At 70.6% G+C, this 25,671-nt stretch carries 27 protein-coding genes; 15 read left to right on the top strand and 12 right to left on the bottom strand.

Features of this window, described 5'->3' with window-relative positions; genetic code table 11:
• Positions 1–3 precede the first annotated feature (3 nt).
• The 3 genes from tpiA (at position 4) to ACIRYZ_RS17695 (ending at position 1,606) form a co-directional block, all read left to right on the top strand.
• Positions 4–789 carry a triose-phosphate isomerase gene (gene tpiA / locus ACIRYZ_RS17685; RefSeq protein WP_393026148.1) on the top strand — a complete coding sequence of 262 codons (786 nt, stop codon included), beginning with the start codon at positions 4–6 and terminating at the stop codon, positions 787–789.
• Positions 790–876: 87 nt separating this feature from the next.
• Positions 877–1,113, top strand: coding sequence for a preprotein translocase subunit SecG (secG, locus tag ACIRYZ_RS17690; RefSeq protein ID WP_393026151.1), 237 nt, complete (start codon positions 877–879; stop codon positions 1,111–1,113).
• Positions 1,114–1,318: 205 nt separating this feature from the next.
• Entirely contained in the window at positions 1,319–1,606 is a 288-nt protein-coding gene (locus ACIRYZ_RS17695) for an RNA polymerase-binding protein RbpA (RefSeq protein ID WP_030308030.1), read from the top strand.
• A 118-nt stretch (positions 1,607–1,724) separates the two neighbouring features.
• On the opposite strand, the gene pgl is transcribed toward ACIRYZ_RS17695, so the two are convergent.
• The 5 genes from pgl to tkt form a co-directional block, all read right to left on the bottom strand.
• Entirely contained in the window at positions 1,725–2,513 is a 789-nt protein-coding gene (gene pgl / locus ACIRYZ_RS17700; protein ID WP_402944960.1) for a 6-phosphogluconolactonase, read from the bottom strand.
• Positions 2,510–3,586 (bottom strand): glucose-6-phosphate dehydrogenase assembly protein OpcA, encoded by a 1,077-nt coding sequence (gene opcA, locus ACIRYZ_RS17705; RefSeq protein WP_402944962.1) that lies wholly within the window; start codon positions 3,584–3,586, stop codon positions 2,510–2,512. Before opcA ends, pgl begins: the two co-directional genes overlap by 4 nt.
• Entirely contained in the window at positions 3,583–5,139 is a 1,557-nt protein-coding gene (zwf, locus tag ACIRYZ_RS17710) for a glucose-6-phosphate dehydrogenase (RefSeq protein WP_402945244.1), read from the bottom strand. The genes opcA and zwf overlap by 4 nt, the downstream gene beginning before the upstream one ends.
• A gap of 63 nt (positions 5,140–5,202) precedes the next feature.
• Complete coding sequence (gene tal / locus ACIRYZ_RS17715; RefSeq protein WP_402944964.1) at positions 5,203–6,345, bottom strand: transaldolase; 1,143 nt, start codon at positions 6,343–6,345, stop codon at positions 5,203–5,205.
• A 165-nt stretch (positions 6,346–6,510) separates the two neighbouring features.
• Positions 6,511–8,610 (bottom strand): transketolase, encoded by a 2,100-nt coding sequence (tkt, locus tag ACIRYZ_RS17720; RefSeq protein WP_402944967.1) that lies wholly within the window; start codon positions 8,608–8,610, stop codon positions 6,511–6,513.
• Between the two features lie 464 nt (positions 8,611–9,074).
• Here tkt and ACIRYZ_RS17725 point away from each other — a divergent pair, with 464 nt between their 5' ends.
• On the top strand, positions 9,075–10,025 hold the full coding sequence (locus ACIRYZ_RS17725; protein ID WP_387625165.1) for a heme o synthase: 951 nt from the start codon (positions 9,075–9,077) through the stop codon (positions 10,023–10,025).
• A 78-nt stretch (positions 10,026–10,103) separates the two neighbouring features.
• On the opposite strand, the gene ACIRYZ_RS17730 is transcribed toward ACIRYZ_RS17725, so the two are convergent.
• Positions 10,104–10,745 carry a DUF2461 domain-containing protein gene (locus ACIRYZ_RS17730; RefSeq protein WP_402944970.1) on the bottom strand — a complete coding sequence of 214 codons (642 nt, stop codon included), beginning with the start codon at positions 10,743–10,745 and terminating at the stop codon, positions 10,104–10,106.
• 72 nt (positions 10,746–10,817) lie between these two features.
• On the opposite strand from ACIRYZ_RS17730, the gene ACIRYZ_RS17735 reads away from it, so the two are divergent.
• Positions 10,818–11,156, top strand: coding sequence for a hypothetical protein (locus tag ACIRYZ_RS17735; RefSeq protein WP_393026173.1), 339 nt, complete (start codon positions 10,818–10,820; stop codon positions 11,154–11,156).
• A 74-nt stretch (positions 11,157–11,230) separates the two neighbouring features.
• Here the strand turns inward: ACIRYZ_RS17735 and tgmC are convergent, their stop codons facing one another.
• The 3 genes from tgmC to ACIRYZ_RS17750 all read right to left on the bottom strand — a co-directional run bounded on the left by tgmC (position 11,231) and on the right by ACIRYZ_RS17750 (position 13,474).
• Positions 11,231–12,373: an ATP-grasp peptide maturase system methyltransferase gene (tgmC, locus tag ACIRYZ_RS17740; RefSeq protein WP_402944974.1), complete on the bottom strand. Its 1,143-nt coding sequence runs from the start codon at positions 12,371–12,373 to the stop codon at positions 11,231–11,233.
• A 177-nt stretch (positions 12,374–12,550) separates the two neighbouring features.
• A complete protein-coding gene (locus tag ACIRYZ_RS17745) occupies positions 12,551–13,009 on the bottom strand; it encodes an NUDIX domain-containing protein (RefSeq protein ID WP_402944977.1) in 459 nt (152 codons plus the stop codon).
• Positions 13,010–13,015: 6 nt separating this feature from the next.
• Entirely contained in the window at positions 13,016–13,474 is a 459-nt protein-coding gene (locus ACIRYZ_RS17750) for a hypothetical protein (RefSeq protein WP_402944980.1), read from the bottom strand.
• A gap of 133 nt (positions 13,475–13,607) precedes the next feature.
• On the opposite strand from ACIRYZ_RS17750, the gene ACIRYZ_RS17755 reads away from it, so the two are divergent.
• Together ACIRYZ_RS17755 and ACIRYZ_RS17760 are read left to right on the top strand one after the other, a co-directional pair.
• Positions 13,608–14,516 (top strand): XRE family transcriptional regulator, encoded by a 909-nt coding sequence (locus ACIRYZ_RS17755; RefSeq protein WP_402944983.1) that lies wholly within the window; start codon positions 13,608–13,610, stop codon positions 14,514–14,516.
• Positions 14,509–15,129 carry a 2'-5' RNA ligase family protein gene (locus ACIRYZ_RS17760; protein WP_402944986.1) on the top strand — a complete coding sequence of 207 codons (621 nt, stop codon included), beginning with the start codon at positions 14,509–14,511 and terminating at the stop codon, positions 15,127–15,129. Before ACIRYZ_RS17755 ends, ACIRYZ_RS17760 begins: the two co-directional genes overlap by 8 nt.
• 112 nt (positions 15,130–15,241) lie before the next feature.
• Here the strand turns inward: ACIRYZ_RS17760 and ACIRYZ_RS17765 are convergent, their stop codons facing one another.
• On the bottom strand, positions 15,242–16,216 hold the full coding sequence (locus ACIRYZ_RS17765; protein WP_402944988.1) for a heme A synthase: 975 nt from the start codon (positions 16,214–16,216) through the stop codon (positions 15,242–15,244).
• Between the two features lie 442 nt (positions 16,217–16,658).
• Here ACIRYZ_RS17765 and ACIRYZ_RS17770 point away from each other — a divergent pair, with 442 nt between their 5' ends.
• On the top strand, positions 16,659–17,351 hold the full coding sequence (locus ACIRYZ_RS17770) for an LAETG motif-containing sortase-dependent surface protein (RefSeq protein WP_402944991.1): 693 nt from the start codon (positions 16,659–16,661) through the stop codon (positions 17,349–17,351).
• A gap of 75 nt (positions 17,352–17,426) precedes the next feature.
• Here ACIRYZ_RS17770 and ACIRYZ_RS17775 read toward each other — a convergent pair whose 3' ends face one another.
• Complete coding sequence (locus tag ACIRYZ_RS17775; protein ID WP_402945247.1) at positions 17,427–18,146, bottom strand: ABC transporter permease; 720 nt, start codon at positions 18,144–18,146, stop codon at positions 17,427–17,429.
• 47 nt (positions 18,147–18,193) lie between these two features.
• Positions 18,194–19,120, bottom strand: coding sequence for an ABC transporter ATP-binding protein (locus ACIRYZ_RS17780; protein ID WP_402944992.1), 927 nt, complete (start codon positions 19,118–19,120; stop codon positions 18,194–18,196).
• Between the two features lie 155 nt (positions 19,121–19,275).
• On the opposite strand from ACIRYZ_RS17780, the gene ACIRYZ_RS17785 reads away from it, so the two are divergent.
• Genes ACIRYZ_RS17785 through sufU form a run of 7 tightly spaced genes read left to right on the top strand, consistent with a single transcriptional unit; the run spans position 19,276 to position 25,654 of the window.
• Positions 19,276–20,127 (top strand): helix-turn-helix transcriptional regulator, encoded by an 852-nt coding sequence (locus tag ACIRYZ_RS17785; protein ID WP_402944995.1) that lies wholly within the window; start codon positions 19,276–19,278, stop codon positions 20,125–20,127.
• Between the two features lie 9 nt (positions 20,128–20,136).
• A complete protein-coding gene (gene sufB / locus ACIRYZ_RS17790; protein WP_402944998.1) occupies positions 20,137–21,552 on the top strand; it encodes a Fe-S cluster assembly protein SufB in 1,416 nt (471 codons plus the stop codon).
• Between the two features lie 57 nt (positions 21,553–21,609).
• The gene (gene sufD / locus ACIRYZ_RS17795) at positions 21,610–22,842 is read left to right on the top strand and encodes a Fe-S cluster assembly protein SufD (protein WP_402945000.1); all 1,233 of its coding nucleotides are present in this window, start codon (positions 21,610–21,612) and stop codon (positions 22,840–22,842) included.
• 5 nt (positions 22,843–22,847) lie between these two features.
• Positions 22,848–23,165 (top strand): bifunctional 3-phenylpropionate/cinnamic acid dioxygenase ferredoxin subunit, encoded by a 318-nt coding sequence (locus ACIRYZ_RS17800; protein ID WP_063349526.1) that lies wholly within the window; start codon positions 22,848–22,850, stop codon positions 23,163–23,165.
• 6 nt (positions 23,166–23,171) lie between these two features.
• Entirely contained in the window at positions 23,172–23,936 is a 765-nt protein-coding gene (gene sufC, locus ACIRYZ_RS17805; protein WP_030290237.1) for a Fe-S cluster assembly ATPase SufC, read from the top strand.
• Complete coding sequence (locus ACIRYZ_RS17810; RefSeq protein ID WP_402945004.1) at positions 23,933–25,192, top strand: cysteine desulfurase; 1,260 nt, start codon at positions 23,933–23,935, stop codon at positions 25,190–25,192. The genes sufC and ACIRYZ_RS17810 overlap by 4 nt, the downstream gene beginning before the upstream one ends.
• Positions 25,193–25,207: 15 nt before the next feature.
• Positions 25,208–25,654 (top strand): Fe-S cluster assembly sulfur transfer protein SufU, encoded by a 447-nt coding sequence (gene sufU / locus ACIRYZ_RS17815; RefSeq protein WP_380610990.1) that lies wholly within the window; start codon positions 25,208–25,210, stop codon positions 25,652–25,654.
• The last annotated feature ends 17 nt before the right edge of the window (positions 25,655–25,671 follow it).

The raw sequence follows: 25,671 nt of genomic DNA on the forward strand, positions 1-25,671 counted from the left end.
ACCATGACTGAGCGTCTCCCGCTGATGGCGGGCAACTGGAAGATGAACCTCAACCACCTTGAGGCCATCCAGCACACCCAGAAGCTGGCGTTCGCGCTGGCCGACAAGGACTACGAGGCCGTCGAGGTCGCCGTCCTGGTGCCGTTCACCGACCTGCGCTCGGTGCAGACCCTGGTCTTCGGCGACAAGCTGAAGATCAAGTACGGCTCGCAGGACATCTCGCAGCACGACGGCGGCGCCTACACCGGCGAGGTCTCCGGTCCGATGCTGGCCAAGCTCCAGTGCACCTACGCGGTGATCGGCCACTCGGAGCGCCGCCAGTACCACGGCGAGAACGAGGAGATCGTCAACGCCAAGGTGAAGGCCGCCTACCGGGCCGGGGTCACCCCGATCCTGTGCATCGGCGAGCCGCTGGAGGTCCGCAAGGCGGGCACCCACGTCGAGTACACCCTGGCCCAGCTGGACGGCGCGCTGGAGGGCATCCCGGCCGGGCAGGCCGAGTCCCTCGTGGTCGCGTACGAGCCGGTCTGGGCGATCGGCACCGGCGAGGTGGCCACTCCGGAGGACGCGCAGGAGGTCTGCGCGGCCATCCGCCGGCGGATCGCCGAGCTGTACGACGCCGAGCTGGCCGACAAGGTCCGCGTGCTGTACGGCGGTTCGGTCAAGTCGTCGAGCGCGGCCGGTCTGATGGCCAAGCCCGACATCGACGGCGGCCTGATCGGCGGTGCCTCGCTGGACGCCGATGAGTTCGTCAAGATCGTGCGCTACCGTGAGCAGGCAGTAGGCTAACGCCGCCGCAGCAACGTAGGCTTTGGGGCCGGACCGCCGTACGCGGCCCGGCCCCTTCGCCGAAGATACGAGAGAGTTGGTCCCGTCGTGGTTCTCGGGTTCTCGATTGCCCTGATCATCTTCAGTCTGTTGATGGTCCTGCTGGTGCTGCTGCACAAGGGGAAGGGCGGCGGCCTGTCGGACATGTTCGGCGGCGGCGCGATGTCGACCGGCGGCGGTTCGGCGGTGGCCGAGCGTAACCTGGACCGCATCACCATCGTGGTCGGCCTCGGCTGGTTCGCCTGCATCATCGTGCTGGGCCTGGTCCTCAAGTACCAGAGCTGACGCAACCCTGACGTCCCGTCGCCCGAGCGCCTATCCTGGGACGGTCGGGGGCGGAGGCGATGGTGGCGGAAGCTTAAGTCCTGCTTACACTAGGACGACTTTCGCCACCGACGCGCACCGCGGCGGGTCGGCGCACCAGCACGCAGGGAGTCAGACCGTGGCAAGTGGCAACGCCATCCGTGGCAGCAGGGTCGGGGCCGGCCCGATGGGGGAGGCCGAGCGCGGCGAGTCCGCCCCGCGCAACCGGATCTCCTTCTGGTGCGCCAACAAGCACGAGACCCGCCCCAGCTTCGCCGCCGAGGCCGTCATCCCGGACACCTGGGACTGCCCGCGCTGCGGCTTCCCGGCCGGGCAGGACGAGCACAACCCGCCGGCGCCCTCGCGCAACGAGCCGTACAAGACCCACCTCGCCTACGTCCGTGAGCGGCGCACCGACGCCGACGGCGAGGCGATCCTCGCCGAGGCGCTGGCCAAGCTGCGCGGCGAGATCTGACGCGAAGTCCGGACCCGCGAGCGAGCCAACCCGCGAGCGGCCCAACCCGCGAGCGAGCCGAGCGCCAAAAAAGAGGGGCGCCACCGTCAACGACGGTGGCGCCCCTCTCGGTTGGCCGTTATGCCGAGGCCGGCGGGTACAGCTGCGGTGGGATCCGCTCCGCCGCGGCGCGGTCCAGCAGCCACAGGGTGCGGCTGCGGCCGTACGCGCCGGAGGCGGGCGCCTGGAGCTCGCCGGGGCCGGACAGGGCCAGCGCGACCGCGCCCGCCTTGTCCTCGCCGGCGGCCAGTAGCCAGACCTCGCGGGCCGCCCGGATCGCCGGGAGGGTGAGCGAGATCCGGGTCGGCGGGGGCTTGGGGGCCCCGCGCACGCCGATCACGGTCCGCTCGGTCTCCCGCACGCCCGGGTGCTCGGGGAAGAGCGAGGCGACGTGGGTGTCCGGGCCGACGCCGAGCAGCAGCACGTCGAAGGCCGGGACGCCGAGCCGGTCGCCCGGCCCGGCGGCCTTCGCCAGCTCCTCCGCGTAGCGGGCGGCGGCGGCCTCCACGTCCGAGCCGTCCACCCCGTCCGAGGCGGGCATCTCGTGCACCCGCGCCGGGTCGAGCGGGACGGCGTCCAGCAGCTCGGCGCGGGCCTGGACGGCGTTGCGGTCCGGGTCGGCGGCGGGCAGGAAGCGCTCGTCGCCCCACCAGAGGTCCAGCCGGCCCCAGTCGACCGCGTCGCGCGCCGGGGAGGAGGCGATCGCGGCCAGCAGGGCGTTGCCGTTGCGGCCGCCGGTGAGCACCACCGAGGCGGTGCCGCGGGCGGCCTGGGCGTCCACGATCCGGGTGATCAGCCGGGCCGCGGCCGCCTGGGCCATCAGCTCCTTGTCCCGGTGGACGACCAGCTGCGGGATGGCGTTGGTCATGCGCCTTCCTTGGCCGTGGTGCGCTTGCCGACGGCCTTCTTGGCGGAGGGCTTCTTCTCCGCGTCGGCCGTCACCCGGTCCGGGTTGGCCACCGAGGCCTCGACCGCGTGGGCGATCTCCTCGGCCGCCGCCGTCTCGGCGGTGGAGGGCTCGTGCAGCCGCTCGACGGGCGTGCGCACGGCCGTCGCGTAGATGTCGTCCGGGTCCAGTCGGCGCAGCTCCTCGGCGATCAGCTCCGAGGTCTCGCGCCGCTTGAGCGCCACCTGGCGGTCCGGCGAGCCGGGCATGGAGAGCGTGCCCATCAGGCCGTCCGGGCGGTCCAGGGTGATGTCCCCGTCCTTGGTGCGCAGGCGCACCGCGGTGATGCCCGGGCCGCCGGTGACGACCCGCTCGACCGGCACGTGCAGCCGGTTGGTGAGCCACAGGCCGAGCAGCTCGACGCTGGGGTTGTAGGACTCGCCCTCGACCACCGCGGAGGTGATCCGGGACGGCCGCTGGTCCAGCGCGGCGGCCAGCATCGAGCGCCAGCCGGTGATCCGGGTCCAGGCCAGGTCGGTGTCGCCCGGGGCGTAGCTCTCGGCCCGCTGGGCGAGCTGGCCGACCGGGGACTCGGCGGTGACCGCGTCGGTGATCCGGCGCTGGGCCAGCGCGCCCAGCGGGTCCTGCGCCGGGTGCAGCGGCGCGTTCTCCGGCCACCAGACGACGGTCGGGGCGTCCGGCAGCAGCAGCGGCAGGACCACCGACTGGGCGTGCGAGACGAGTTCGCCGTGCATGCGCAGGATGGCCGTCTCGCCGGAGCCGGCGTCGGAGCCGACCAGGATCTCGGCGTCCAGGCGGGTCTCGGCGCGGGCCCGGGGCGAGCGCCCGGCGCGCTTGATCACCGCGAGGGTGCGCATCGGGTGCTCGCGGGAGGCGTCGTTGGCGGCCTTGAGGGCGTCGTAGGCGCTGCCCTCGTCGGTCACGATCACCAGGGTGAGCACCATGCCGGCGGCGGTGGAGCCGCTGGCCCGGCGCGCCGACATCAGCGCGGCGTTGATCTTGCTGGACGTCGTGTTGGTCAGGTCGATCTTCATGGCCGGCGCCAGCTCCTGCCGTCTCGTGCGAGCATCTCGTCCGCCTCGGCGGGGCCCCAGGTGCCCGCCGCGTACTGGGCCGGCTTGCCGTGGGCGTCCCAGTACTTCTCGATCGGGTCGAGGATCTGCCAGGAGAGCTCGACCTCCTGGTGGCGCGGGAACAGGTTCGACTCGCCGAGCAGCACGTCGAGGATGAGCCGCTCGTACGCCTCCGGGCTGGACTCGGTGAAGGACTCGCCGTAGGCGAAGTCCATCGTGACGTCCCGGACCTCGAAGGAGGTGCCCGGCACCTTGGAGCCGAACCGCACCGTCACGCCCTCGTCCGGCTGGACCCGGATGACCAGGGCGTTCTGCCCCAGCTCCTCGGTCGCGTAGGAGTCGAACGGCAGGTACGGGGCGCGCTGGAAGACCACCGCGATCTCGGTGACCCGACGGCCCAGCCGCTTGCCGGTGCGCAGGTAGAACGGGACGCCCGCCCAGCGGCGGTTGTTGATCTCCAGCTTGATGGCCGCGTAGGTGTCGGTCTTGGACTCCGGGTCGATGCCGTCCTCGTCCAGGTAGCCGGGGACCTCCTCGCCGCCCTGCCAGCCGGGGGCGTACTGGGCGCGCACGGTGTGCTTGCCGAGGTCGGCCGGGAGCTTGACGGCGTTGAGCACCTTGAGCTTCTCGGCCACCAGCGCCTTCGGGTGGAAGGACGCCGGCTCCTCGATGGCGGTGAGCGCCATCAGCTGCAGCAGGTGGTTCTGGATGACGTCCCGGGCGGCGCCGATGCCGTCGTAGTAGCCGGCCCGGCCGCCGATGCCGATGTCCTCGGCCATGGTGATCTGCACGTGGTCGACGTACGACCGGTTCCAGATCGGCTCGAACATCTGGTTGGCGAAGCGCAGCGCCAGGATGTTCTGGACGGTCTCCTTGCCCAGGTAGTGGTCGATCCGGAAGACCTCGTCCCGGGGGAAGACCTCGTGGACGACCTTGTTGAGCTCCTGGGCGCTCTCCAGGTCGTGGCCGAAGGGCTTCTCGATGACGGCGCGGCGCCAGGAACCCTGCGGCGGGTCGGCCAGGCCGTGCTTCTTGAGCTGCTGGACGACGGTGGGGAAGAACTTCGGCGGGACGGACAGGTAGAAGGCGAAGTTGCCGCCGGTGCCCTGGGCCTTGTCCAGCTCCTCGATGGTCTCGCGGAGCTTGTCGAAGGCGTCGTCGTCGTCGAAGGTGCCGTGGATGAAGCGCATGCCCTTGGCGAGCTGCTGCCAGACCTCTTCCCGGAACGGGGTCCGGGCGTGCTCCTTGACCGCGTCGTGGACCTCCTTGGCGAAGTCCTCGTCGTCCCACTCGCGGCGGGCGAAGCCGACCAGGGAGAAGCCCGGCGGCAGCAGACCGCGGTTGGCCAGGTCGTAGATGGCCGGCATCAGCTTCTTGCGGGACAGGTCGCCGGTGACCCCGAAGATGACCAGGCCGGACGGCCCCGCGATGCGCGGGAGCCGCCGGTCGGAAGGGTCACGAAGCGGGTTGACGGGGGCGGGCGGGAGGTCGTCCGCGTCCGACTCCGGCGTCAACTCGGGGAAATCAGTGCTCACTTGGTGTGCTCCGCTTTCGTGCGCTGGCTGTGTGAGCGGGGGTCACTTCTCGCTGGCGAAGGAGGCCAGCGAGGCGGTGACGGTGTCGAGCAGCTCCTGCCAGGACTGCTCGAACTTCTGCACGCCCTCGTCCTCCAGGACCTGGACCACGTCGTCGTAGTCCACGCCGGCCGCCGCCACGGCGTCCAGGACGGCCTTGGCGTCGGCGTAGTTGGGGACGATGGTGTTGCCGGTGACCACGCCGTGGTCGCCGGTGGCGTCCAGGGTGGCCTCGGGCATGGTGTTCACGGTGCCGGGGGCGACCAGCTCGGTGACGTACAGGGTGTCCGGCAGGGCCGGGTCCTTGACACCGGTGGAGGCCCAGAGCGGACGCTGCGGCTTGGCGCCGGCGGCCTCCAGCGAGCGCCAACGGGCGCTGCCGGCGGTCTTGCCGTCGACCGAGCCGAAGACCTCCTCGTACGCCTGGTAGGCGAGGCGGGCGTTGGCCAGGGCGGCCTTGGAACGCAGGTTCCTGGCGTCGCCGCCGATCTTGTCCAGGCGCTTGTCGATCTCGGTGTCCACGCGGGACACGAAGAAGGAGGCGACCGACTCGATCTGGGAGAGGTCCAGGCCCTTGGCCTTCGCGGTCTCCAGGCCGGTCAGGAAGGCGTCCATGACGGCCTTGTAGCGGTCCAGGGAGAAGATCAGCGTGACGTTGACGCTGATGCCCAGACCGATGACCTCGCTGATGGCGGGCAGGCCGGCCTTGGTGGCGGGGATCTTGATGAAGACGTTCGGGCGGTCGACCAGCCACCACAGCTGCTTGGCCTCGGCCACGGTCGGGGCGGTCTCGTGGGCCAGGCGCGGGTCGACCTCGATGGAGACCCGGCCGTCGCGGCCGTTGGAGGCGTCGTAGACCGGGCGCAGCACGTCGGCGGCATCGCGCACGTCCGAGGTGGTGATCATGCGGATCGCCTCGTCGGTGGTGACCTTGCGGACGGCGAGGTCGCGCAGCTGGCCGTCGTAGGAGCTGTCGCCGCTGCCGGCGATGGCCTTCTGGAAGATGGTCGGGTTGGTGGTGACGCCCACCACGTGCTTGTTCTGCACCAGCTCGGCCAGGTTGCCGGAGTTCAGCCGGCTGCGGCTGAGGTCGTCCAGCCAGATCGCAACGCCTTCGTCGCTGAGGCGCTTCAGTGCGTCAGTCATGGTGCTTCAGTCCTTCGTCTTCTGCTTCGTGGGGTAGTCAGAGGGGGCCGGGCCGTCGACGTGCGGGTCTCGGGCCCGGCCGTTATTCCGCACTCGGCACCAGGGGGGCTCGTACGGGTGGAGTTCCGCACTCGCGACCAGGGTGGCTCGTACGGGTGGGTACTACTAGCGGTTGACGGCTTCGAGGGAGCGCAGCGCGTTGTGGGCCTCGGCCACCACGCGCTCGGCGGTCAGGCCGAACTCCTCGAACAGAACCTTGTAGTCGGCGGAGGCACCGAAGTGCTCCAGCGAGACGATCCGGCCGTGGTCGCCGACCAGCTCGCGCCAGCCCTGGGCGATGCCGGCCTCGACCGAGACGCGGGCCTTGACGGACGGCGGCAGCACGCTGTCGCGGTAGGCCTGGTCCTGCTCCTGGAACCACTCGAAGGACGGGACCGAGACCACGCGGGTGGCGATGCCCTCGGCCTCCAGGACCTCGCGGGCCTGGACGGCCAGCTGGACCTCGGAGCCGGTGCCCAGCAGGATCACCTGCGGGTCGCCGTTGGAGGCCTCGGCCAGGATGTAGCCGCCCTTCGCGGTGCCCTCGGCGGAGGCGTAGACCTCGCGGTCGAAGGTCGGGACGTTCTGGCGGGTGAGCGCCAGGCCGACCGGGCCGGGGTGGGTGGTCTGGCGCTCGATGACGGTGCGCCAGGCGACGGCGGTCTCGTTGGCGTCGGCCGGGCGGACCATGGCCAGGCCCGGGATGGCGCGCAGCGAGGCCATGTGCTCGACCGGCTGGTGGGTCGGGCCGTCCTCGCCGAGGCCGATCGAGTCGTGCGTCCAGACGTAGGTGACCGGCAGCTTCATCAGCGCGGCCAGGCGGACGGCCGGGCGCATGTAGTCGGCGAAGACCAGGAAGGTGCCGCCGTAGACACGGGTCTTGCCGTGCAGCGCGATGCCGTTCATGGTCGAGCCCATGGCGTGCTCGCGGATGCCGAAGTGGATCGTCCGGCCGTACGGGCTGGCGGACTTCAGCGGGTTGCCCTCGGGGAGGAAGGAGCTGTCCTCGTCGATGGTGGTGAGGTTGGACTCCGCGAGGTCGGCCGAACCGCCCCACAGCTCCGGGATCACCGCGCCGAGCGCCTGCAGGGTCTCGCCAGAGGCCTTGCGGGTGGCGACGTCCTTGCCGGCCGGGAAGGAGGGGACGGCCTTCTTCCAGCCCTCGGGCAGCTCGCCGGCCTGGATGCGGTCGAAGTCGGCGCCGCGCTGCGGGTTGGCGGCGTGCCAGGCCTCGAAGGACTGCTGCCACTGGTCGCGGGCGGCCTTGCCACGCTTGATGACCAGGCGGGCGTGCTCGATGACCTGGTCGCTGACCTCGAAGGTCTTCTCCGGGTCGAAGCCCAGGACCTTCTTGGTGGCGGCGATCTCGGCGGCGCCGAGCGCGGAGCCGTGCGCCTTGGCGGTGTCCTGGGCGTTCGGGGCCGGCCAGGCGATGATGGTGCGCATCGCGATGATCGACGGGCGGGAGGTCTCGGCCTTGGCGGTGGCCAGCGCCTCGGCGAGGGCCTCGACGTCGATGTCGCCGTTGGCCTTCGGGGTCACCCGCTGCACGTGCCAGCCGTAGGCCTCGTAGCGCTTGAGGACGTCCTCGGAGAAGGCGGTCTCGGTGTCGCCCTCGATCGAGATGTGGTTGTCGTCGTACAGGGCGACCAGGTTGCCCAGCTTCTGGTGGCCGGCCAGCGAGGAGGCCTCGGCGGAGATGCCCTCCTCCAGGTCGCCGTCGGAGACGATGGCCCAGATGGTGTGGTCGAAGGGGGACTCGCCGGCCGGGGCCTCCGGGTCGAACAGACCGCGCTCGTAGCGGGCGGCCATCGCCATGCCGACCGCGTTGGCGATGCCCTGGCCGAGCGGGCCGGTGGTGGTCTCGACACCGGCCGTGTGGCCGTGCTCGGGGTGGCCGGGGGTGCGGCTGCCGGCGACGCGGAAGGCCTTCAGGTCGTCCAGCTCCAGGCCGTAGCCGGAGAGGTAGAGCTGGGTGTAGAGGGTCAGGCTGGTGTGCCCGGGGGAGAGGACGAAGCGGTCGCGGCCGACCCAGGCCGGGTCGGTCGGGTCGTGGCGCAGGAAGCGCTGGAAGATCAGGTACGCCGCGGGGGCCAGCGACATGGCCGTCCCGGGGTGTCCGTTGCCGACCTTCTGTACAGCGTCCATGGCCAGGACGCGCGCCGTGTCAACCGTGCGCTCGTCCAGTTCGGTCCACTCGAATGCGTTCGTCGGCGCAGTGCTCACCCTGTCTCAGGGCTCCTTCCATTGTGAAGAGTGACCCCGTGAAATGGGACCGGGTCGGCCACGGCGCTGTGGTCCCGACTGTGGGTGGTGCCGGTCACGGAGGGTAGATCCCGCTTCTGCGTGCGAGCCTACCGTCCGGCCCGGGGCTCACCCTCCGTGCCGGGACAACCGGGATTTCCGCATGGTGATTCCCACTAGGGCGTTCTGACTGATTTTGTCCCAGCCTTCCCCGGTTTGCCGCCCCGCGCCGCTCGGGCGGTCACGGCGGGTCGCGGGGGCGCGCCGGAAGCGGTTCGTGGCTTCACCCAGTCGGTTTACTCGGGAGCGCGCCATCCGCCCCGCCGGGGGACCCCGGAGCCGGATGGGATGTATGGAGCGTCTATGGTGTCGTGGTACGCGCAGAGCGGACGATTTCGGGACCCTTCGTTCCTGTGGACGCCTGCGAGGATTCATCTTCAGTTGGGGTGTTAGTGACCGCCGTCGAAACCCGTCCCGCCGGGGTCACCGGGGCGACGCCTGCGCATCACCGGCCGATCGGGGCCCGGGTCGGCGCCTTCGTCGCACTGACCAAGCCTCGGATCATCGAGCTGCTGCTGATGAGCACCGTGCCGGTGATGTTCCTGGCGCAACAGGGCGTGCCGAACATGCTGCTGGTGCTGAAGGTCGTGGTCGGCGGCTACCTCTCGGCGGGCGGCGCGAACGCCCTCAACATGTACATCGACCGCGACATCGACGCGCTGATGTCCCGCACCGAGCGGCGGCCGATCGTCACCGGGATGGTGTCGCCGCGCGAGGCGCTGGTGTTCGGCATCGTGCTGGCGGTCGTCTCGACCCTGCTGCTGGGCTTCGGCGTCAACTGGCTCTCGTCCGGGCTGGCGCTGGGCGCGCTGCTGTTCTACGTGTTCGTCTACACGCTGGGGCTCAAGCGGCGCACCTCGCAGAACATCGTCTGGGGCGGCATCGCGGGCTGCATGCCGGTGCTGGTCGGCTGGTCCTCGGTCACCAACTCGGTGTCCTGGGCGGCGGTCGCGCTGTTCCTGGTGGTGTTCTTCTGGACCCCGCCGCACACCTGGGTGCTGTCGATGAAGGTGCGCGACGACTACCTGCGCGCGGGCGTGCCGATGCTGCCGGTGATCAAGGGCAACGTCGCGGTCGGCAAGCAGGTCGTCGCCTACTCCTGGGTGATGGTGGCGACCTCGCTGGCGGTGTGGCCGCTGGGGCACATGAGCTGGCTGTACCCGGTCGCCGCGGTGGTGCTGGGCGCGGCCTGGCTGCGCGAGGCGCACGCGCTGTACGCGCGGGCCAAGGCCGGGGTCGTGGGCGCCAAGCTGAAGGAGATGCGGCTGTTCCACTGGTCGATCACCTACCTGTCGCTGCTGTTCGTGGTGTGCGCGATCGACCCGTTCGTGAAGTAGAGGCTGACGCGAGGGAGCCCCGGTCCGGTGGACCGGGGCTCCCTCGCGTTCGGGGCACTTTCGAGTTCTTGAACCGTCTCAGCGGGCGGGAAGTTCGGAGGGGCCGACATGGCCGTCCAGCCAGTCCTTCAGCGGCTGGGAGGCGCGCAGGAAGCCGGTGATCCGGGTGTAGGCCGTCCGGGTGCCCAGCCACGTCGCGGGCTCCCACTCCTGCCAGGCCACCAGGCCCTTGTGGCGCAGCAGCTCGATCCTCGGGTGGTCCTTGGGGCAGCCGCGCGGGGCGGACTTGAGGGAGTCCCGGCCGACCACCTGGGGCCCGTCCTTCTCCACCGCGGCGATCACCCGCTCCAGCTCGGCGCCGCTGACGTCCTCGGCGACGGCGGCGCGGTAGCGCTCCAGCTGATCCGGGGCGAGCCGGTACATGCCGTTGCCGCAGGAAAGTCCGTCGGCGGAGAGCTGGATGTAGCCGCCGGTCTCCAGGTGCGCGCCGATGTGCGTCTTGTACGGGGACTTGTCGGCGCTGAAGCGGATGTCGCGGTTCGGGCGGAAGATCTTCCCCGGCCCGAACTCCGGCTCCAGATCGGCGAGCAGCAGCTCCATCGGGGCCCGTACGGCGTCGTCGTACTGTTTCTTGTGGTCCTGCCAGAAGGTCTTCGAATTGTCGGCCTCCAGGTGCTCGTAGAAGTCGAGCGCCTCGGCCGGCCAGCCTTGGAACGTCACGTCTCCAGTATGTGGCCCGGTGCACAGGCCGCTTCCGTCGCCAGGGCGTCTACCGGTGGGTAGCATGCGGGCATGAGCAGCGCAGAGACCGCCACCGCCACCGCGCCGGACGCACGTACCGAGCGCCGCGCCAAGCGCATCGCCAAGCACCTGACCAGCTTCGCCCAGCAGCACGGCGGCAGCGCCGACGCGGTCGTCGAGTACGTCGGCGCCGCGGCCACCCGGATCGTGGTGGTCGGCGCGGACGGCGCCTGGGGCGACCAGGTGGCCCCGAGCTACGCCGTCGGCCGGCGGGCCGCCGAGCTGGCCGGGCTGACCCTGCACGACGACTTCGAGGGCGAGCTGGGTCTCAAGGTCAAGACCGGCGCGTACGAGTGGAAGCGGATGGCCGGGATCCAGCTCGGCGGCTGAGGCCCGTAGCGACCACGACGGCCCGGCTCCTCCGAAACGGAGGAGCCGGGCCGTTGCCGTGGGCTCGGGGCGGGTCAGATGGGCAGGTCCCAGCCTGGCCCGTCCTCGTGTCCGATCCACACGCGTTGCCCCGAGGTCGAGACGGTGATCCCGAACCCCTCCTGGTGCGGTTCGCCCGCCTCCTGCCAGGCTTCGACGGCGCTTTCCACCTGGTCCCAGAGCCGGAGCGGACCGCGCTGAACCACGGTCCACCCGCCTTCGGGGTTGGGCATGGTCCGGGCCTGCGATCCGGTGGCCACGTCCGAGAGGATCTGTTGTCCGCCGACTCCCATCCGCTCGGCGGAGGGCGCCGCGAGCTGCGCGACCCAGCTGCCCGTCCACGTGCCGATGATCTCGGGGTCGATCCGGGTCGGACGTTCGTCTCCGGGGAGCAGCGAGAGGCCTTGGCGGGGCGGCCGGTCGTGGGGGCGGGCGATCATGAAGCTGGTGTAGCCGGGCAGGAACCGGCCGGTCGCCTGTCCGGGGCCGGTGACGACCAGCAGTGCGAGACCGAAGCCGTAGCCCCAGCCGGACAGCGTGACCAGGATCCGGCCGCCGGGCTTCACCTGGTGCAGCCACGGAAGCGGGACGTAGCGGACCGAACAGGTGGCGATGAGCCGGTCGTACGGGCCTCCGTCCGGGTCGCCGAGCAGCCCGTCGCCGATGATCAGACGAGGGGAGTAGCCGGCCGCCTTGATGGCGGCGGCGGCAGCCTCGCCCACCTGCGGGTCGTATTCGATGCTGGTGAGGTGGGAGTCGCCGAGTCGGTGCGCGCCGAGGGCGGTCGAGTAGCCGGTTCCGGTGCCGATCTCCAGGACCCGGTGCCCGGTCTCGGTGCCGAGCTGGTGCCACATGCGCAGGACCAGGGACGGCAGGGTGGACGACGAAGACGGGGCCCCGGTCGCGGTGCCGCCGGTCACGTCCTCGGGGCGCGTGCGCCCGTCGAGTTGGGTGATGAGGGTCTCGTTCGAGTAGACGTGCTCCAGCCATCCGGGCTCGCCCCGGAACACGGGCCGGTAGGCGGTCGGGTTGCTTCCCGGGAGCGGTAGGAAGAAGGACCCCGTGAACAGTTCCCGGGGGACCGCTCTGGCGGCGCGCTCCCATTCCGGATCGGTGATCTCGTCGTCCCCGGTGAACGCGTCCACCATGGCGGCACGGAGCTGTTCCGATGTGCTCATGTATCGGTGCCTTTCGCTAGCTGGTCGGCGATGGCGTGGGCGATCGCCCTGGTGGTCTCGGCCGGCTGCCAGGCCCATTGGCGTTCGGGTTGCACTCTAGGAAGTACCAGTCCCCGGCGGGGGTCACGGCGAAGTCGAACGCGCCGTACACCGGGTTTCGGGCCGCGCACCGGTGGATCAGCTGGTGGGCCAGTTGTGATGGGTCACGCCACCAGGGTGGTGAAGGGCACCGTGGAGGCCGGCGGCCGGGTACGGGATCAGGTCCTCGGGCAGGTCGTCGGTGCCGAACCAACGCAGGTCGAGGCACTTTTCCGGTTCGCGGTTCTCCGGTTCTCCCTCCCAGCGGGTGGTGTCGTAGAAGAAGCCGATACGGTCGGGGGCGCCGTCGCCCTGGTGGTGGAGGACGGTGTGCACGTGGGTGAGAGCGTCGGGGGCGACGCGCAGGCCGGCTTCCTCCCAGAGTTCGCGGGCTGCGGCTGCGGTCAGGGTCTCGCCAGGGTCGAGTTTGCCGCTGGGGGCGTGCCACTGGCCGTAGCCGTAGGGGCCGCCGCGCTGGGAAAGCAGGATCTTCCCCTCGGGGGTGCGGACGATGATGTGCACGTCGATAACTGGGATCTGCGGAGTGCTGTTGCTCATGTCTCTCTAACTGCCTTGCTGTGTTTTGGTGTTGGCGGTGCGCTTCGGGATCGCATCCAGGATGCGTCGGGCGGCTTCCTCGGGGGTGAGGTGGGTGGTGTCGATGGTGTGGAGCGGGTAGCCGAGCTGAGTGAGGACGGGCACCGCCTCGGTGTAGAGCCGGAGTTCGCGGGCCGTGTCGGCGGCGTCGAGCTCGAATCGGTGCCGGGTGCCGCGGTGGGCAAGGCGACGCTGGACGGTGTCCGGGTCGGCGGTGAGGATGACTGCGAGGTCTGGGACGTCGGCTCCTTCGTTGACGGCGAGGAGGAATCCGGTGTCGACGCCGTCGGCACGCTGGAGGACGAAGGTTGAGGGCAGGTAGCGGTCGCACAGGACGGTGTGGCCGATGGCGCGGTGCGGACGGATCTCGCTGTCGCGCTGGTGGAGACGGTCGGCTCCGTCGGCATCGCCGGCGGCCCCACTCACCGGCGCCGAACTCGTCCAAGCCGCCGCCCAGGAATCCGCGCAGTGGGCGCAATGGGCGGAGGTCACCAACTGCGGCCCTGTCGCGCTCGAACAGTTCACCGCCGATACCCAGTACCTCGCCGCTGCGTATCTGATGGCTGACGACCCACTACGGATCTTTCAGCAGACCAAGCTCCAGCTCAACCGCGTCTGGGACTTGCTCTACGGACACCAACGCCCGCAGCAGCGCCGCGAACTGTTCACCACTGCCGGCTACCTCTTCGCGATGCTCGCCTGGATGACCAGCGACCTTGGGCACCGTGCTCAGGCCGAGACCCACGCGCGCGCCGCTCTGCTGTGTGCCGACAACGCCGACGACCCGGGACTGCACGCCTGGGTCTGCTCCACCCGCAGCAAACTAGCCTTCTGGGACGGCCAGTTCCGTCAGGCCATCCAGCACGCCCAGCACGGTGCCGCTTACCAGGCCCCCGGGACCGTCGCGGTCCTCCTCCACTGCCAGCTCGCCGATGCCTGGGCCGAGGCCGGCGCCCGCGCCCAGGCGTTGATCGCCATCGGCCAGGCCGAGGACGCCGCTGCCCTAGACCGCTCCAGCACGCTCCACGACCAGGTCGGCGGGCTTTTCAGCTGCCAGACCGGGCGTCATGCGAACTACAGCGCGGCGGTCCACCTCCGCACCGGATCAGCAAGCAACGCCCTCTCCCATGCCGACCGTGGGCTGGCCGCCCTTCAGCAGCAGCGCGTGCGTGCCTACGGCACCGAGGCGCAACTGCACATCACCCGCGCCGGCGCTCAGCTGCTCGCCCGGGACCCGGAGGGCGTCCTCGACGCCATTGCCCCCGTTCTCGCCCTGCCGACCGAACACCGCACGGCCCCCGTCCGCCGACGCCTGCGCGACCTCGCACGCGATACCGCTGCGTCCCCCATGGGAGACAGCGCCGCTGGCCTGCGCCTCCAGGACGCCGTCGAGACCGCCGTCCGCGAAGCTGCGCGCGCCCTCTCCCCAGGGATCGCGACCAGTGCTTGGATCAACGACCATGACTGACACCCCCGCACGGATGGCAGACCACTGGTGGTGGCGGCCCGGCTGGGCCGAAGGCCGCCGCTTCTACACCTGGCACCTCACCTTCGACGGTGCCAGCGACCTCCACCACCTCGCCGCCGACTACCGTCACGCCTTGGCGGACGTGCCCGGCCTCGACCTGGTCCCCGACCGCTGGCTCCACCTCACCATGCAAGGCCTCGGCTTTGTCGACGAGGTGGACAGGAACGACGCCCGCGCCATCGCCGACGCCGCCGGCCGCCACCTCGCGAAGATCCCTGCCTTCGACCTCGCCCTCGGTCCCGCGATCGTCACCCCTGAGGCGTTGCTGCTCACCGTCGCCCCGGCCGACCCGGTCCACGCTGTCCGTTCGGCCATCCGCGCCGCAATCGCGGACGCCTGGCCGCAGGTCCCCGAGGCGGCGGAGGGGTTCCGGCCGCACGTCTCCGTCGCCTACTCGAACTCCACCGGCCCCGCTCAGCCCGCCACCGATGCCCTGGCGAGTGTTTCGTCCTGTCCGGCGACCGCCCGCGTCACGTCCGCCGAGCTGATCGTCCTCGGCCGAGACGAGCGGATGTACGAGTGGCAGTCATTTGCCCAAGTGCCACTCGGATGAGTTCAGGTGCTGGGCTGCTCCGGCCTGCGTGACCCTCTGGGGGTTGTGCCGGGATATGTCGAAGGCCCCCATCCTGTGCGATGGGGGCCTTCGACATACCTGGGGCTGACGCTCAGACGGTGGCGGTCTCAGGTGTCCGTGAGACCGGGGCATCAGCGAGGGCGGCAGCGTCTTCGCGGGTGCGGAGGGCGAGGGGGATGCGCAGGGCGGCGATCCACGTGAGCGTGGCGCCGAGCATGTGGAGGCCGACCATGAGCTCGGGGGCATCCGTGAAGTACTGGATGAAGCCGAGGACGCCCTGCAGCAGCAGCACCGCGAGCAGTTCCTTGGTGCGGGACTTGGCCGCCTGCGGGGCCTTGATCGCCGCGAAGACGAAGATCAGCGCGATGGTCAGGCCGACCGACACGAACGCGAAGTCGGCGTGGAACTGGGCCAGCCTGTCGTAGTCGATCGGGATGCGCGGGACGATCTTGTTGTCCTGGGGGGTGCCCGGGTGGTGGCCGGCGCCCGTCACCAGCGTGCCGGCCGCGACGAGCAGGCCGACGACGGTGACCAACACGTACGACAGCTGGTGGATCGGGCGGGCCACCGAGAGCTTTGCCGGGCCGTCGCCCTCCTTGCTGCGCTCCCACATCAGCAGCGCGACCCAGGCCAGGGCCATCGCGGCGATCATGTGCGCCGCGACGGTGTACGGGTTGAGGCCGGTCAGCACGGTGATGCCGCCGAGCACGGCGTTGCTCATCACCAGCCAGAACTGCGCCCAGCCGAGCTTGGTCAGGCTGCGCCGCCAAGGCCGGTGGCAGCGGGCGGCGAGGATCGCCCAGCCGACTGCGGCGCTCAGCACGTAGGTGAGCATCCGGTTGGTGAACTCGACGATGCCGTGGAAACCCATCTCGGCCGTCGGGGTCAGGCTGTCGGGGGTGCAACGGGGCCAGGTCGAGCAGCCGAGGCCGGAGGCGGTGAGCCGGACGGCGCCGCCGGTGACGACGATCACCACGCTCATCACCAGCGCGGCGAACGTGGCACGCCGGACCATGGCGGCGGACGGCTGCCAGCGGTCGGCGAGCAGGGAGAAGGGGGTACGCACGGCATTAATCGTAGGCGGCCTTACAGGCGATCTTGGGGCGGGGCGCGGGCGGGGTGACCGGGAGCGCAAGGTGCTCGCCGCCGGTGGTGGGATCGTGCTGGCCTCCCGGCCCAAGGCGGCCAAGAAGGTCTGAAGGATCGAGAAGCACTACTGACTGAAGCGGCGCCCCTCGGCGATTGAACCTGATCGCCGGGGGCGCCGTTCTGTCCGGAAGGTGACGAAGTTCATTCAAGTTTGCCGAATCCGCGTTCTGCGAGGTGGCGGCTGTGATGGGCTGGTCAAGCACATCCGGGAACGGACGGACAGACGAAATCCGGTCGTACGGCGGGGTGTGGTGAGGTGCGGGAGTGCCGGTAGAGTCCCCCGGACACGTCGTGGCGGGCCTCCGCGAACCACCCACAACATGCCTGCTGCGCAAGACCGTTCGGAGGGGAACAGGGTAATGGCGCGACAGCAGCGGCACGTTCGGATGGGCGCGGCGGCACTCGCCGGTACGGCGGCGGCCGGTTTTCTCCTGCCCCTGGCGTTGGCCACCAATGCCTCGGCGCACGTACCGACCTGGTCGGTGACCTGCGACAACATCGTGATCGATCTGATCAAATACAGCCCCAAGCCTGACGTGAAGAACACCGTCAGCCTCACCATCGGTGACGAGAAGGTCCTGGACGCCAAGGAGTTCCCCGACCAGTTCCACGGCAACTTCCCGGTGAAGGACCACGACGCCCCGCTCACGGCGCACCTGGTGGTCAAGACCACGGAGACCCCGGCCGAGAAGGGCTGGAGCATCGACGAGACCAAGACCATCGCGCCGTGCCACACGCCGACTCCGACCCCCACTCCCACCCAGACCCCCACGCCCACCCCCACTCAGACGCCGACCCAGACACCGACCCCGGCCCCGACGCCGAGCACCACCCCGTCGGGCACCTCCTCGGCCACCCCGACCCCGTCCGTCACCCCCACCCCGAGCAGGACCCCGGCCGCCCCGGCGCCCGCCACCAGCGCCCCGGCGCTCGCCCAGACCGGTAGCAGCGATGCCACGCCGATGATCGCGGCGGTCGGCGGCGGTGTGCTGCTGGTCGGCGGCGCGCTCGTGCTGCTCGCCCGCAAGCGCCGCGGCGGCAGCCAGGGCTGACGCATCGCCGGCTGAAATCGCCAACGCCCCCCGGCCTCAAGTGGCCGGGGGGCGTTGTGCGTTGGCTGGCGCGGGCTATTCCCAGCGGAAGAACCTGGCGGCCGCGGCCAGGCCGAGGACGGCCCAGCCGGCCAGGATGCCGAGGTCCGACCAGGGCACCCCGGCGCCGTGCTGCAGCACCGACCGCAGGCCGTCCGAGAGCGCCGAGATCGGCAGCAGCTCCAGCACCGACCGCACGGCCCCGGGGAACTTGCTGAGCGGCACGATCACCCCGCCGGCCAGCAGCAGCAGGATGAACACAAGGTTGGCGCCGGCCAGCGTGGCCTCGGCCTTCAGGGTGCCGGCCATCAGCAGGCCGAGCCCGGAGAAGGCGGCGGTGCCGAGGACCAGCAGCGCGGCGACGGCCAGCGGGTTGCCCTGCGGGGACCAGCCGAGCGCCAGCGCGATCACCGACAGCAGGGCGACCTGCAGCACCTCGGTGACCAGCACGCAGCCGGTCTTGGCGGTCAGCAGCGTCCAGCGCGGCAGCGGGCTGGCGCCGAGTCGCTTGAGCACGCCGTAGCGACGCTCGAAGCCGGTGGCGATGGCCTGCCCGGTGAAGGCGGTGGACATCACGGCGAGCGCGAGCAGGCCGGGCGCCAGGAAGTCGACCCGCTTGCCGGGGCCCTCCACCGCGACGATGTCGACGGCGGAGAACAGCACCAGCAGCACGGTCGGGATGACCACGGTGAGCAGCAGCTGCTCACCGTTGCGCAGCAGCATCTTCGTCTCGAAGGCGGTCTGCGCGAGCAGCATCCGGCCGACGGGCGCGGCGCCGGGCCTGGGGGAGTAGTCCGTGGTCGTCACGAGCGGAGCTCCCGTCCGGTCAGGTCGAGGAAGACGTCTTCGAGGCTGCGGCGCTGCACGGACAGCCGCTCGGGCAGGACGCCGGAGGCCGCGCACCAGCCGGTGACGGTGGCGACCAGCGCCGGGTCCACCGGCGCCTCGACGCGGTAGCCGCCGGGGGCGGTCTCGACGGCGGTGGCGCCCGCGGGCAGCTCCTTGAGCAGCGGGCCGAGGTCGAGTCCGGGCGGGCCGTCGAAGCGCAGGGCGTTCTCGGCGCCGCCGCGGCACAGCTCCTCGGTGGTGCCGTCGGCGATCACCTTGCCGCGGTCGACGATGGCGACGCGGTCGGCGAGCTGCTCGGCCTCGTCCATGTGGTGGGTGGTGACCACCACGGTGACGCCGTCCCGGCGCAGGTCGCGGACCAGCTCCCAGGTGGCGCGGCGGGCCTGCGGGTCGAGGCCGGCGGTGGGCTCGTCCAGGAAGACCAGCTCGGGGCGGCCGACCACGGCCATCGCCAGGGCGAGCCGCTGCTGCTGGCCGCCGGAGAGCCTGCGGTAGGTGGTGCGGCCGCAGGAGCCGAGGCCGAGGCGCTCGACCAGGGCGTTTACGTCCAGCGGGTGGGCGTGCAGCTTGGCGGTGTGCCGCAGCATCTCGACGGCGCGGGCGCCCGCGTACACGCCGCCGGACTGCAGCATGACGCCGATCCGGGGGCGCAGCTGGGCGTTCCGGCCGACCGGGTCGAGGCCGAGGACGCGGACGGTGCCGGCGTCGGGGCGGCGGTAGCCCTCGCAGGTCTCGATGGTGGTGGTCTTGCCGGCGCCGTTGGGGCCGAGGACGGCGGTGATCGCGCCGGCCGGGATGGTGAGGTCGAGGCCGTCCACCGCGACCTTGTCGCCGTAGCGCTTGACCAGCCCGGCGATCTGGACCGCGGGTTCGGAGTGCATACCGGCGAGTCTAAGAGGACCGAACGGACCCGCCGTCCGGCGACCTGGATGATCTATCACGCAGGTCAGGTAAGCCTTACCTGCGTGATAGATGACACCGGTGAGGCCTGGATCACGGCTTGTCCCGGCGCGAGTAATTACGCAACACTGGTGTTGTGAAAAACACGCGCGAGCACGCCACGCAGCGGGAGGCCGAGTCGGCCCCCGACTGTGACGTGCCCGTGACGGCGGCCGAGGTGCTGCTGGAGGGCCACCGCGCCACCCGTGACCGGGTCGCCCGCTCGATCCTGGACCACGGCCCCTCCTCCGCCGCCGACCTGGCGAACCGGCTCGGCCTCACCGCCGCGGCCGTCCGCCGTCACCTCGACGGGCTGGCCGCCACCGGCCTGGTCGAGTCCCGCGAACAGCGGGTCTACGGCAGCCGGGGCCGCGGCCGTCCGGCCAAGGTCTTCGCCCTCACCGACGCCGGCCGGGACGCCTTCTACCAGGCCTACGACCAGCTCGCGGCCGACGCGCTGCGCTGGATCTCGGACGCGGTCGGCGGCGGCAAGGCGGGCGAGGAGGCGGTCGCCGCCTTCGCTCGCGCCCGGTTCGGCAAACAGGGCGAGAAGTACCAGGAGACCCTGGCCCGGGCCGAGGCGCAGGAGCGCCCCGAGGCCCTTGCCCAGGCGCTGAGCGCGGACGGGTACGCTGCCACGGTGCGGCGTGTCCCGTCGGCCGTGGCCAAGGCCCCGGCGGGCGCCCAGCTCTGCCAGCACCACTGCCCGGTCGCGCACATCGCCGAGCAGTTCCCGCAGCTCTGCGAGGCGGAGACCGAGGTCTTCTCCCAGCTCCTGGGCACTCATGTGCAACGGCTGGCCACCATCGCCCACGGCGACGGGGTCTGCACCACCTATGTGCCGGCACCCGGTGCCGCATCGTCGCCTGCCCAGCCCCCGGCGGGCCGCGGCTCCGATGCAGCGCCGACTGCCGGTACGTCCACCGAAGATTCAGCGTCCGCGCGTTAGGAAGCTCGCATGACTGACACCGTTTCGCACCCCGAGCTCGAGGGCCTGGGCAATTACGAGTACGGCTGGGCCGACCCGGACACCGCCGGTGCCGCGGCGAAGCGCGGGCTCAGCGAGGACGTCGTCCGCGACATCTCCGCGAAGAAGAACGAGTCCGAGTGGATGCTGAACCTGCGTCTCAAGGGCCTGAAGCTCTTCGGTAAGAAGCCCATGCCGACCTGGGGCTCCGACCTCTCCGGCATCGACTTCGACAACATCAAGTACTTCGTCCGCTCCACCGAGAAGCAGGCCGAGTCCTGGGAGGACCTGCCCGCGGACATCAAGGCCACCTACGACAAGCTCGGCATCCCGGAGGCGGAGAAGCAGCGCCTGGTCGCCGGTGTCGCCGCCCAGTACGAGTCCGAGGTCGTCTACCACCAGATCCGCGAGGACCTGGAGGAGCAGGGCGTCATCTTCCTGGACACCGACACCGCGCTGCGTGAGCACCCGGAGCTGTTCAAGGAGTACTTCGGCACCGTCATCCCGGCCGGCGACAACAAGTTCGCCGCGCTGAACACGGCCGTGTGGTCCGGCGGCTCGTTCATCTACGTGCCGAAGGGCGTGCACGTCGACATCCCGCTGCAGGCCTACTTCCGGATCAACACCGAGAACATGGGCCAGTTCGAGCGGACGCTGATCATCGTCGACGAGGACGCCTACGTCCACTACGTCGAGGGCTGCACCGCGCCGATCTACTCCTCCGACTCGCTGCACTCGGCGGTCGTGGAGATCATCGTCAAGAAGGGCGGCCGCTGCCGCTACACGACCATCCAGAACTGGTCGAACAACGTCTACAACCTGGTCACCAAGCGCGCCGTGGCGTACGAGGGCGCGACCATGGAGTGGGTCGACGGCAACATCGGCTCCAAGGTCACCATGAAGTACCCGGCCGTCTACCTGATGGGTGAGCACGCCAACGGCGAGACCCTGTCGATCGCCTTCGCGGGCGAGGGCCAGCACCAGGACGCCGGCGCCAAGATGGTCCACATGGCGCCGAACACCTCCTCGCACATCGTCTCCAAGTCGGTGGCGCGCGGCGGCGGCCGGACCTCCTACCGCGGTCTGATCGAGATCGGCGAGGGCTCGCACGGCGCCAAGTCCAACGTGCTGTGCGACGCGCTGCTGGTCGACACCATCTCCCGCTCGGACACCTACCCGTACGTGGACGTCCGCGAGGACGACGTGTCCATGGGCCACGAGGCGACCGTCTCCAAGGTCAGCGAGGACCAGCTGTTCTACCTGATGAGCCGCGGTCTGACCGAGACCGAGGCGATGGCGATGATCGTCCGCGGCTTCGTCGAGCCGATCGCGCGTGAGCTGCCGATGGAGTACGCGCTGGAGCTCAACCGGCTGATCGAGCTGCAGATGGAGGGCGCCGTCGGCTGACGTCCAGCCGCACGCGACCCCGTCCGACTTTTGAGGAAGAGAGCACAACGAACAGCCATGGCTGAGGTTCAGAACACCACCGGCTCCACCACCGCCGGTTCGATCGAGGTCGGCACCGCCGGCGCGGGCGCGCAGCTCGCCGGCCCCGGCACCGGCCGGACCGGGGTCCAGCAGCCGATCGACGCGCGCGTCGCGGTCAAGCCCTCGTACGACGTGAACGACTTCCCGGTGCCGCACGGCCGCGAGGAGGACTGGCGGTTCACCCCGCTGCACCGCCTCGGCGGGCTGCACGACGGGACCGCCGCCTCCGCCGAGCGCGGCGAGGACAAGGTCGAGTTCACGCTGCCGGACGGCGTCACCGCCGAGACCGTCGGCCGGGACGACGCCCGCCTGGGCAAGGCGGGCAAGCCGGTCGACCGGGTGGCCGCGCAGGCCTTCAGCGCCTTCGAGCAGGCGCTCGTCGTCACCGTCCCCAAGGACGCGGTGCTGACGGAGCCGGTCAAGATCGACGTGCGCGCCGAGGGCGGGGTCCGCTTCGCCCACGTGGTGATCGACGTCAAGCCGTTCGCCGAGGCCGTCGTGGTGCTCAACCACGCGGGCACCGGGACCCGGGCCGCCAACGTCGAGCTGCTGGTCGGCGACGGCGCCAAGCTCACCTTCGTCTCCGTCCAGGACTGGGACCGGGACGCCGTGCACGTCGCGCAGCACAACGCGCTGGTCGGCCGGGACGCCTCGTTCAAGTCCGTCGTCGTCACCTTCGGCGGCGACCTGGTGCGCCTGCACCCGCGGGTCAACTACGCGGGCCCCGGCGGCGAGGCCGAGCTGTTCGGCCTGTACTTCGCCGACGCCGGCCAGCACCTGGAGCACCGCCTGGTCATCGACCACGACACGCCGCACTGCCGGTCGAACGTGGCGTACAAGGGCGCGCTGCAGGGCCAGGACGCCCACGCGGTCTGGGTCGGCGACGTGCTGATCCGCGCCGCCGCGCTCGGCACCGACACCTACGAGCTCAACCGGAACCTGGTGCTCACGGACGGTGCCCGGGTCGACTCGATCCCGAACCTGGAGATCGAGACCGGCGAGATCGTCGGCGCCGGCCACGCCTCGGCGACCGGCCGCTTCGACGACGAGCAGCTGTTCTACCTGATGGCGCGCGGCATCCCGGCCGACGAAGCCCGCCGCCTGGTGGTCCGCGGCTTCTTCGCCGAGCTGCTGCAGCAGATCGGCGTGGCCGAGGTGCAGGACCAGCTCATGGAGAAGATCGAGGCCGAGCTGGAAGCGGCGGTCTGACCACGATGACCTTCCTCCGTGCCTGTGCGCTGAGCGACCTCCAGGAGGACGTGCCCAAGCGCGTGGACCTCAACGGCGTGCCGGTCTCGGTCGTCCGCACCGACGAGGGGGTGTTCGCGATCAACGACACCTGCTCGCACGCGAACGTCTCGCTCTCCGAGGGCGAGGTCGAGGACTGCATGATCGAGTGCTGGCTGCACGGCTCCAGCTTCGACCTGCGCACCGGCAAGCCCTCCGGCCTGCCCGCCACCAAGCCGGTCGCTGTCTACCCCGTAAAGATCGAAGGGGACGATGTGCTCGTCTCCGTCAACCAGGAGTCCTGAGTACACATGGCAACCCTTGAAATCCGCGACCTGCACGTCTCCGTCGAGGCCGAGAACGGCCCGCGCGAGATCCTGAAGGGCGTCGACCTGACCGTGAAGCAGGGCGAGACCCACGCCATCATGGGTCCGAACGGCTCCGGCAAGTCCACCCTGGCCTACTCGCTGGCCGGGCACCCCAAGTACACCGTCACCGGCGGCTCGGTGCTGCTGGACGGTGAGGACGTCCTGGAGATGTCCGTCGACGAGCGTGCCAAGGCCGGCGTGTTCCTGGCCATGCAGTACCCGGTCGAGGTCCCCGGCGTCTCGGTCAGCAACTTCCTGCGCACCGCCGCCACCGCCGTGCGCGGCGAGGCCCCGAAGCTGCGGCTGTGGGTGAAGGAGGTCAAGGAGGCGATGGCCGCCCTCCAGATGGACCCGGCCTTCGCCGAGCGCAACGTCAACGAGGGCTTCTCCGGCGGCGAGAAGAAGCGCCACGAGATCCTCCAGCTGGAGCTGCTCAAGCCGAAGATCGCGATCCTCGACGAGACCGACTCCGGCCTGGACGTCGACGCGCTGCGGATCGTCTCCGAGGGCATCAACCGGGTCCGCTCGACCGGCGAGGTCGGCACCCTGCTGGTGACCCACTACACCCGCATCCTGCGGTACATCAAGCCCGACTACGTCCACGTCTTCGCGGGCGGCCGCATCGTCGAGTCCGGCGGCGCCGAGCTGGCCGACAAGCTGGAGAACGAGGGCTACGAGGCGTATGTGAAGGGCGGCGCATCCGAGTGACGCATCCGTTGACCGGTCTGCTCGACACCGACGCGATCCGCAAGGACTTCCCGGTCCTGCAGCGTGTGCTGCACGACGAGAAGCCGCTGGTCTACCTGGACAACGCGGCGACCTCGCAGAAGCCGCGCCAGGTGCTGGAGGCCCTGAACGCCTACTACGAGCGGCACAACGCCAACGTCCACCGCGGCGTGCACGTGCTCGCCGAGGAGGCCACGGCGATGTACGAGGGCGCCCGCGACAAGGTCGCGGCGTTCATCAACGCGCCGAGCCGCAACGAGGTGATCTTCACCAAGAACGCCTCGGAGTCGCTCAACCTCGTGGCCAACATGCTCGGTTGGGCCGACGAGCCGTACCGGGTGGACGCCGACTCCGAGATCGTGATCACGGAGATGGAGCACCACTCCAACATCGTCCCGTGGCAGCTGCTCTCGCAGCGCACCGGTGCGAAGCTCAAGTGGTTCGGGCTGACCGACGAGGGCCGGCTCGACCTGTCGAACATCGACGAGCTGATCACCGAGAAGACCAAGGTGGTCTCCTTCACCCTGGTCTCCAACCTGCTGGGCACGATCAACCCGGTCGAGACGATCGTCCGCAAGGCCCAGTCGGTCGGCGCGCTGGTCGTCATCGACGCCTCGCAGGCCGCGCCGCACATGGTGCTGGACGTGCAGGCGCTGGAGGCCGACTTCGTCGCCTTCACCGGCCACAAGATGCTGGCCCCGACCGGCATCGGCGTGCTGTGGGGCCGCCAGGAGCTGCTGGAGGACCTCCCGCCGTTCCTGGGCGGCGGCGAGATGATCGAGACCGTCACCATGGGCTCGTCCACCTACGCCCCGGCGCCGCACAAGTTCGAGGCCGGCACCCCGCCGATCGCCCAGGCGGTCGGGCTGGGCGCGGCCATCGACTACCTCCAGGGCATCGGCATGGAGAAGATCGCGGCGCACGAGCACGCGATCACCGAGTACGCGGTCGAGCGCCTGCTGGAGGTGCCGGAGCTGCGGATCATCGGCCCGCGCACGGCCGTGGACCGCGGCGCCGCGATCTCCTTCACCCTCGGCGACATCCACCCGCACGACGTGGGCCAGGTGCTGGACGAGCAGGGCATCGCCGTGCGCGTCGGGCACCACTGCGCGCGGCCGGTCTGCCTGCGGTACGGAATTCCGGCGACCACGCGGGCGTCGTTCTACCTGTACTCGACGCCGGGCGAGGTCGACGCGCTGATCGACGGCCTGCACCACGTCCGGAACTTCTTCGGCTGACGGGACCCGCAGGACATGAAGCTCGACTCGATGTACCAGGACATCATCCTGGACCACTACCGCAATCCCCACGGCAAGGGGCTGCGGGACGGCGACGCCGAAGTGCACCACGTCAACCCGACGTGCGGCGACGAGATCACCCTGCGGGTGAAGCTCGACGGCGCGACGGTCGCCGACGTCTCGTACGAGTCCCAGGGCTGTTCGATCAGCCAGGCCAGCGCCTCGGTGCTGAACGACCTGGTGGTCGGCAAGACCGTCGGTGAGGCGCAGGCGGTCCAGGAGGCCTTCCTGGAGCTGATGCAGAGCAAGGGCCAGGGCGAGGGCGACGAGGAGGTGCTGGAGGACGCGGTCGCGTTCGCCGGTGTCTCCAAGTACCCGGCCCGGGTCAAGTGCGCCCTGCTCAGCTGGATGGCCTGGAAGGACGCCACCGCCCAGGCCCTCGCCCACCCCGCCAACGACTGACCCCGCGAAGGAGGACA

It is taken from the genome of Kitasatospora sp. NPDC101155 (genome assembly GCF_044768305.1).
GTDB lineage: Bacteria > Actinomycetota > Actinomycetes > Streptomycetales > Streptomycetaceae > Kitasatospora.

What these genes read in the sequence shown, in the direction of transcription:
- tpiA (WP_393026148.1), top strand. Translation starts at nt 4, where the DNA reads ATGACTGAGCGTCTCCCGCTGATGGCGGGCAACTGGAAGATGAACCTC.
- ACIRYZ_RS17695 (WP_030308030.1), top strand. Translation starts at nt 1,319, where the DNA reads ATGGGGGAGGCCGAGCGCGGCGAGTCCGCCCCGCGCAACCGGATCTCC.
- pgl (WP_402944960.1), bottom strand. Translation starts at nt 2,513, where the DNA reads ATGACCAACGCCATCCCGCAGCTGGTCGTCCACCGGGACAAGGAGCTG.
- opcA (WP_402944962.1), bottom strand. Translation starts at nt 3,586, where the DNA reads ATGAAGATCGACCTGACCAACACGACGTCCAGCAAGATCAACGCCGCG.
- tal (WP_402944964.1), bottom strand. Translation starts at nt 6,345, where the DNA reads ATGACTGACGCACTGAAGCGCCTCAGCGACGAAGGCGTTGCGATCTGG.
- ACIRYZ_RS17735 (WP_393026173.1), top strand. Translation starts at nt 10,818, where the DNA reads ATGAGCAGCGCAGAGACCGCCACCGCCACCGCGCCGGACGCACGTACC.
- tgmC (WP_402944974.1), bottom strand. Translation starts at nt 12,373, where the DNA reads ATGAGCACATCGGAACAGCTCCGTGCCGCCATGGTGGACGCGTTCACC.
- ACIRYZ_RS17745 (WP_402944977.1), bottom strand. Translation starts at nt 13,009, where the DNA reads ATGAGCAACAGCACTCCGCAGATCCCAGTTATCGACGTGCACATCATC.
- ACIRYZ_RS17755 (WP_402944983.1), top strand. Translation starts at nt 13,608, where the DNA reads ATGGCTGACGACCCACTACGGATCTTTCAGCAGACCAAGCTCCAGCTC.
- ACIRYZ_RS17760 (WP_402944986.1), top strand. Translation starts at nt 14,509, where the DNA reads ATGACTGACACCCCCGCACGGATGGCAGACCACTGGTGGTGGCGGCCC.
- ACIRYZ_RS17770 (WP_402944991.1), top strand. Translation starts at nt 16,659, where the DNA reads ATGGCGCGACAGCAGCGGCACGTTCGGATGGGCGCGGCGGCACTCGCC.
- ACIRYZ_RS17775 (WP_402945247.1), bottom strand. Translation starts at nt 18,146, where the DNA reads ATGCTGCTCGCGCAGACCGCCTTCGAGACGAAGATGCTGCTGCGCAAC.
- ACIRYZ_RS17780 (WP_402944992.1), bottom strand. Translation starts at nt 19,120, where the DNA reads ATGCACTCCGAACCCGCGGTCCAGATCGCCGGGCTGGTCAAGCGCTAC.
- sufB (WP_402944998.1), top strand. Translation starts at nt 20,137, where the DNA reads ATGACTGACACCGTTTCGCACCCCGAGCTCGAGGGCCTGGGCAATTAC.
- sufD (WP_402945000.1), top strand. Translation starts at nt 21,610, where the DNA reads ATGGCTGAGGTTCAGAACACCACCGGCTCCACCACCGCCGGTTCGATC.
- ACIRYZ_RS17800 (WP_063349526.1), top strand. Translation starts at nt 22,848, where the DNA reads ATGACCTTCCTCCGTGCCTGTGCGCTGAGCGACCTCCAGGAGGACGTG.
- sufC (WP_030290237.1), top strand. Translation starts at nt 23,172, where the DNA reads ATGGCAACCCTTGAAATCCGCGACCTGCACGTCTCCGTCGAGGCCGAG.
- sufU (WP_380610990.1), top strand. Translation starts at nt 25,208, where the DNA reads ATGAAGCTCGACTCGATGTACCAGGACATCATCCTGGACCACTACCGC.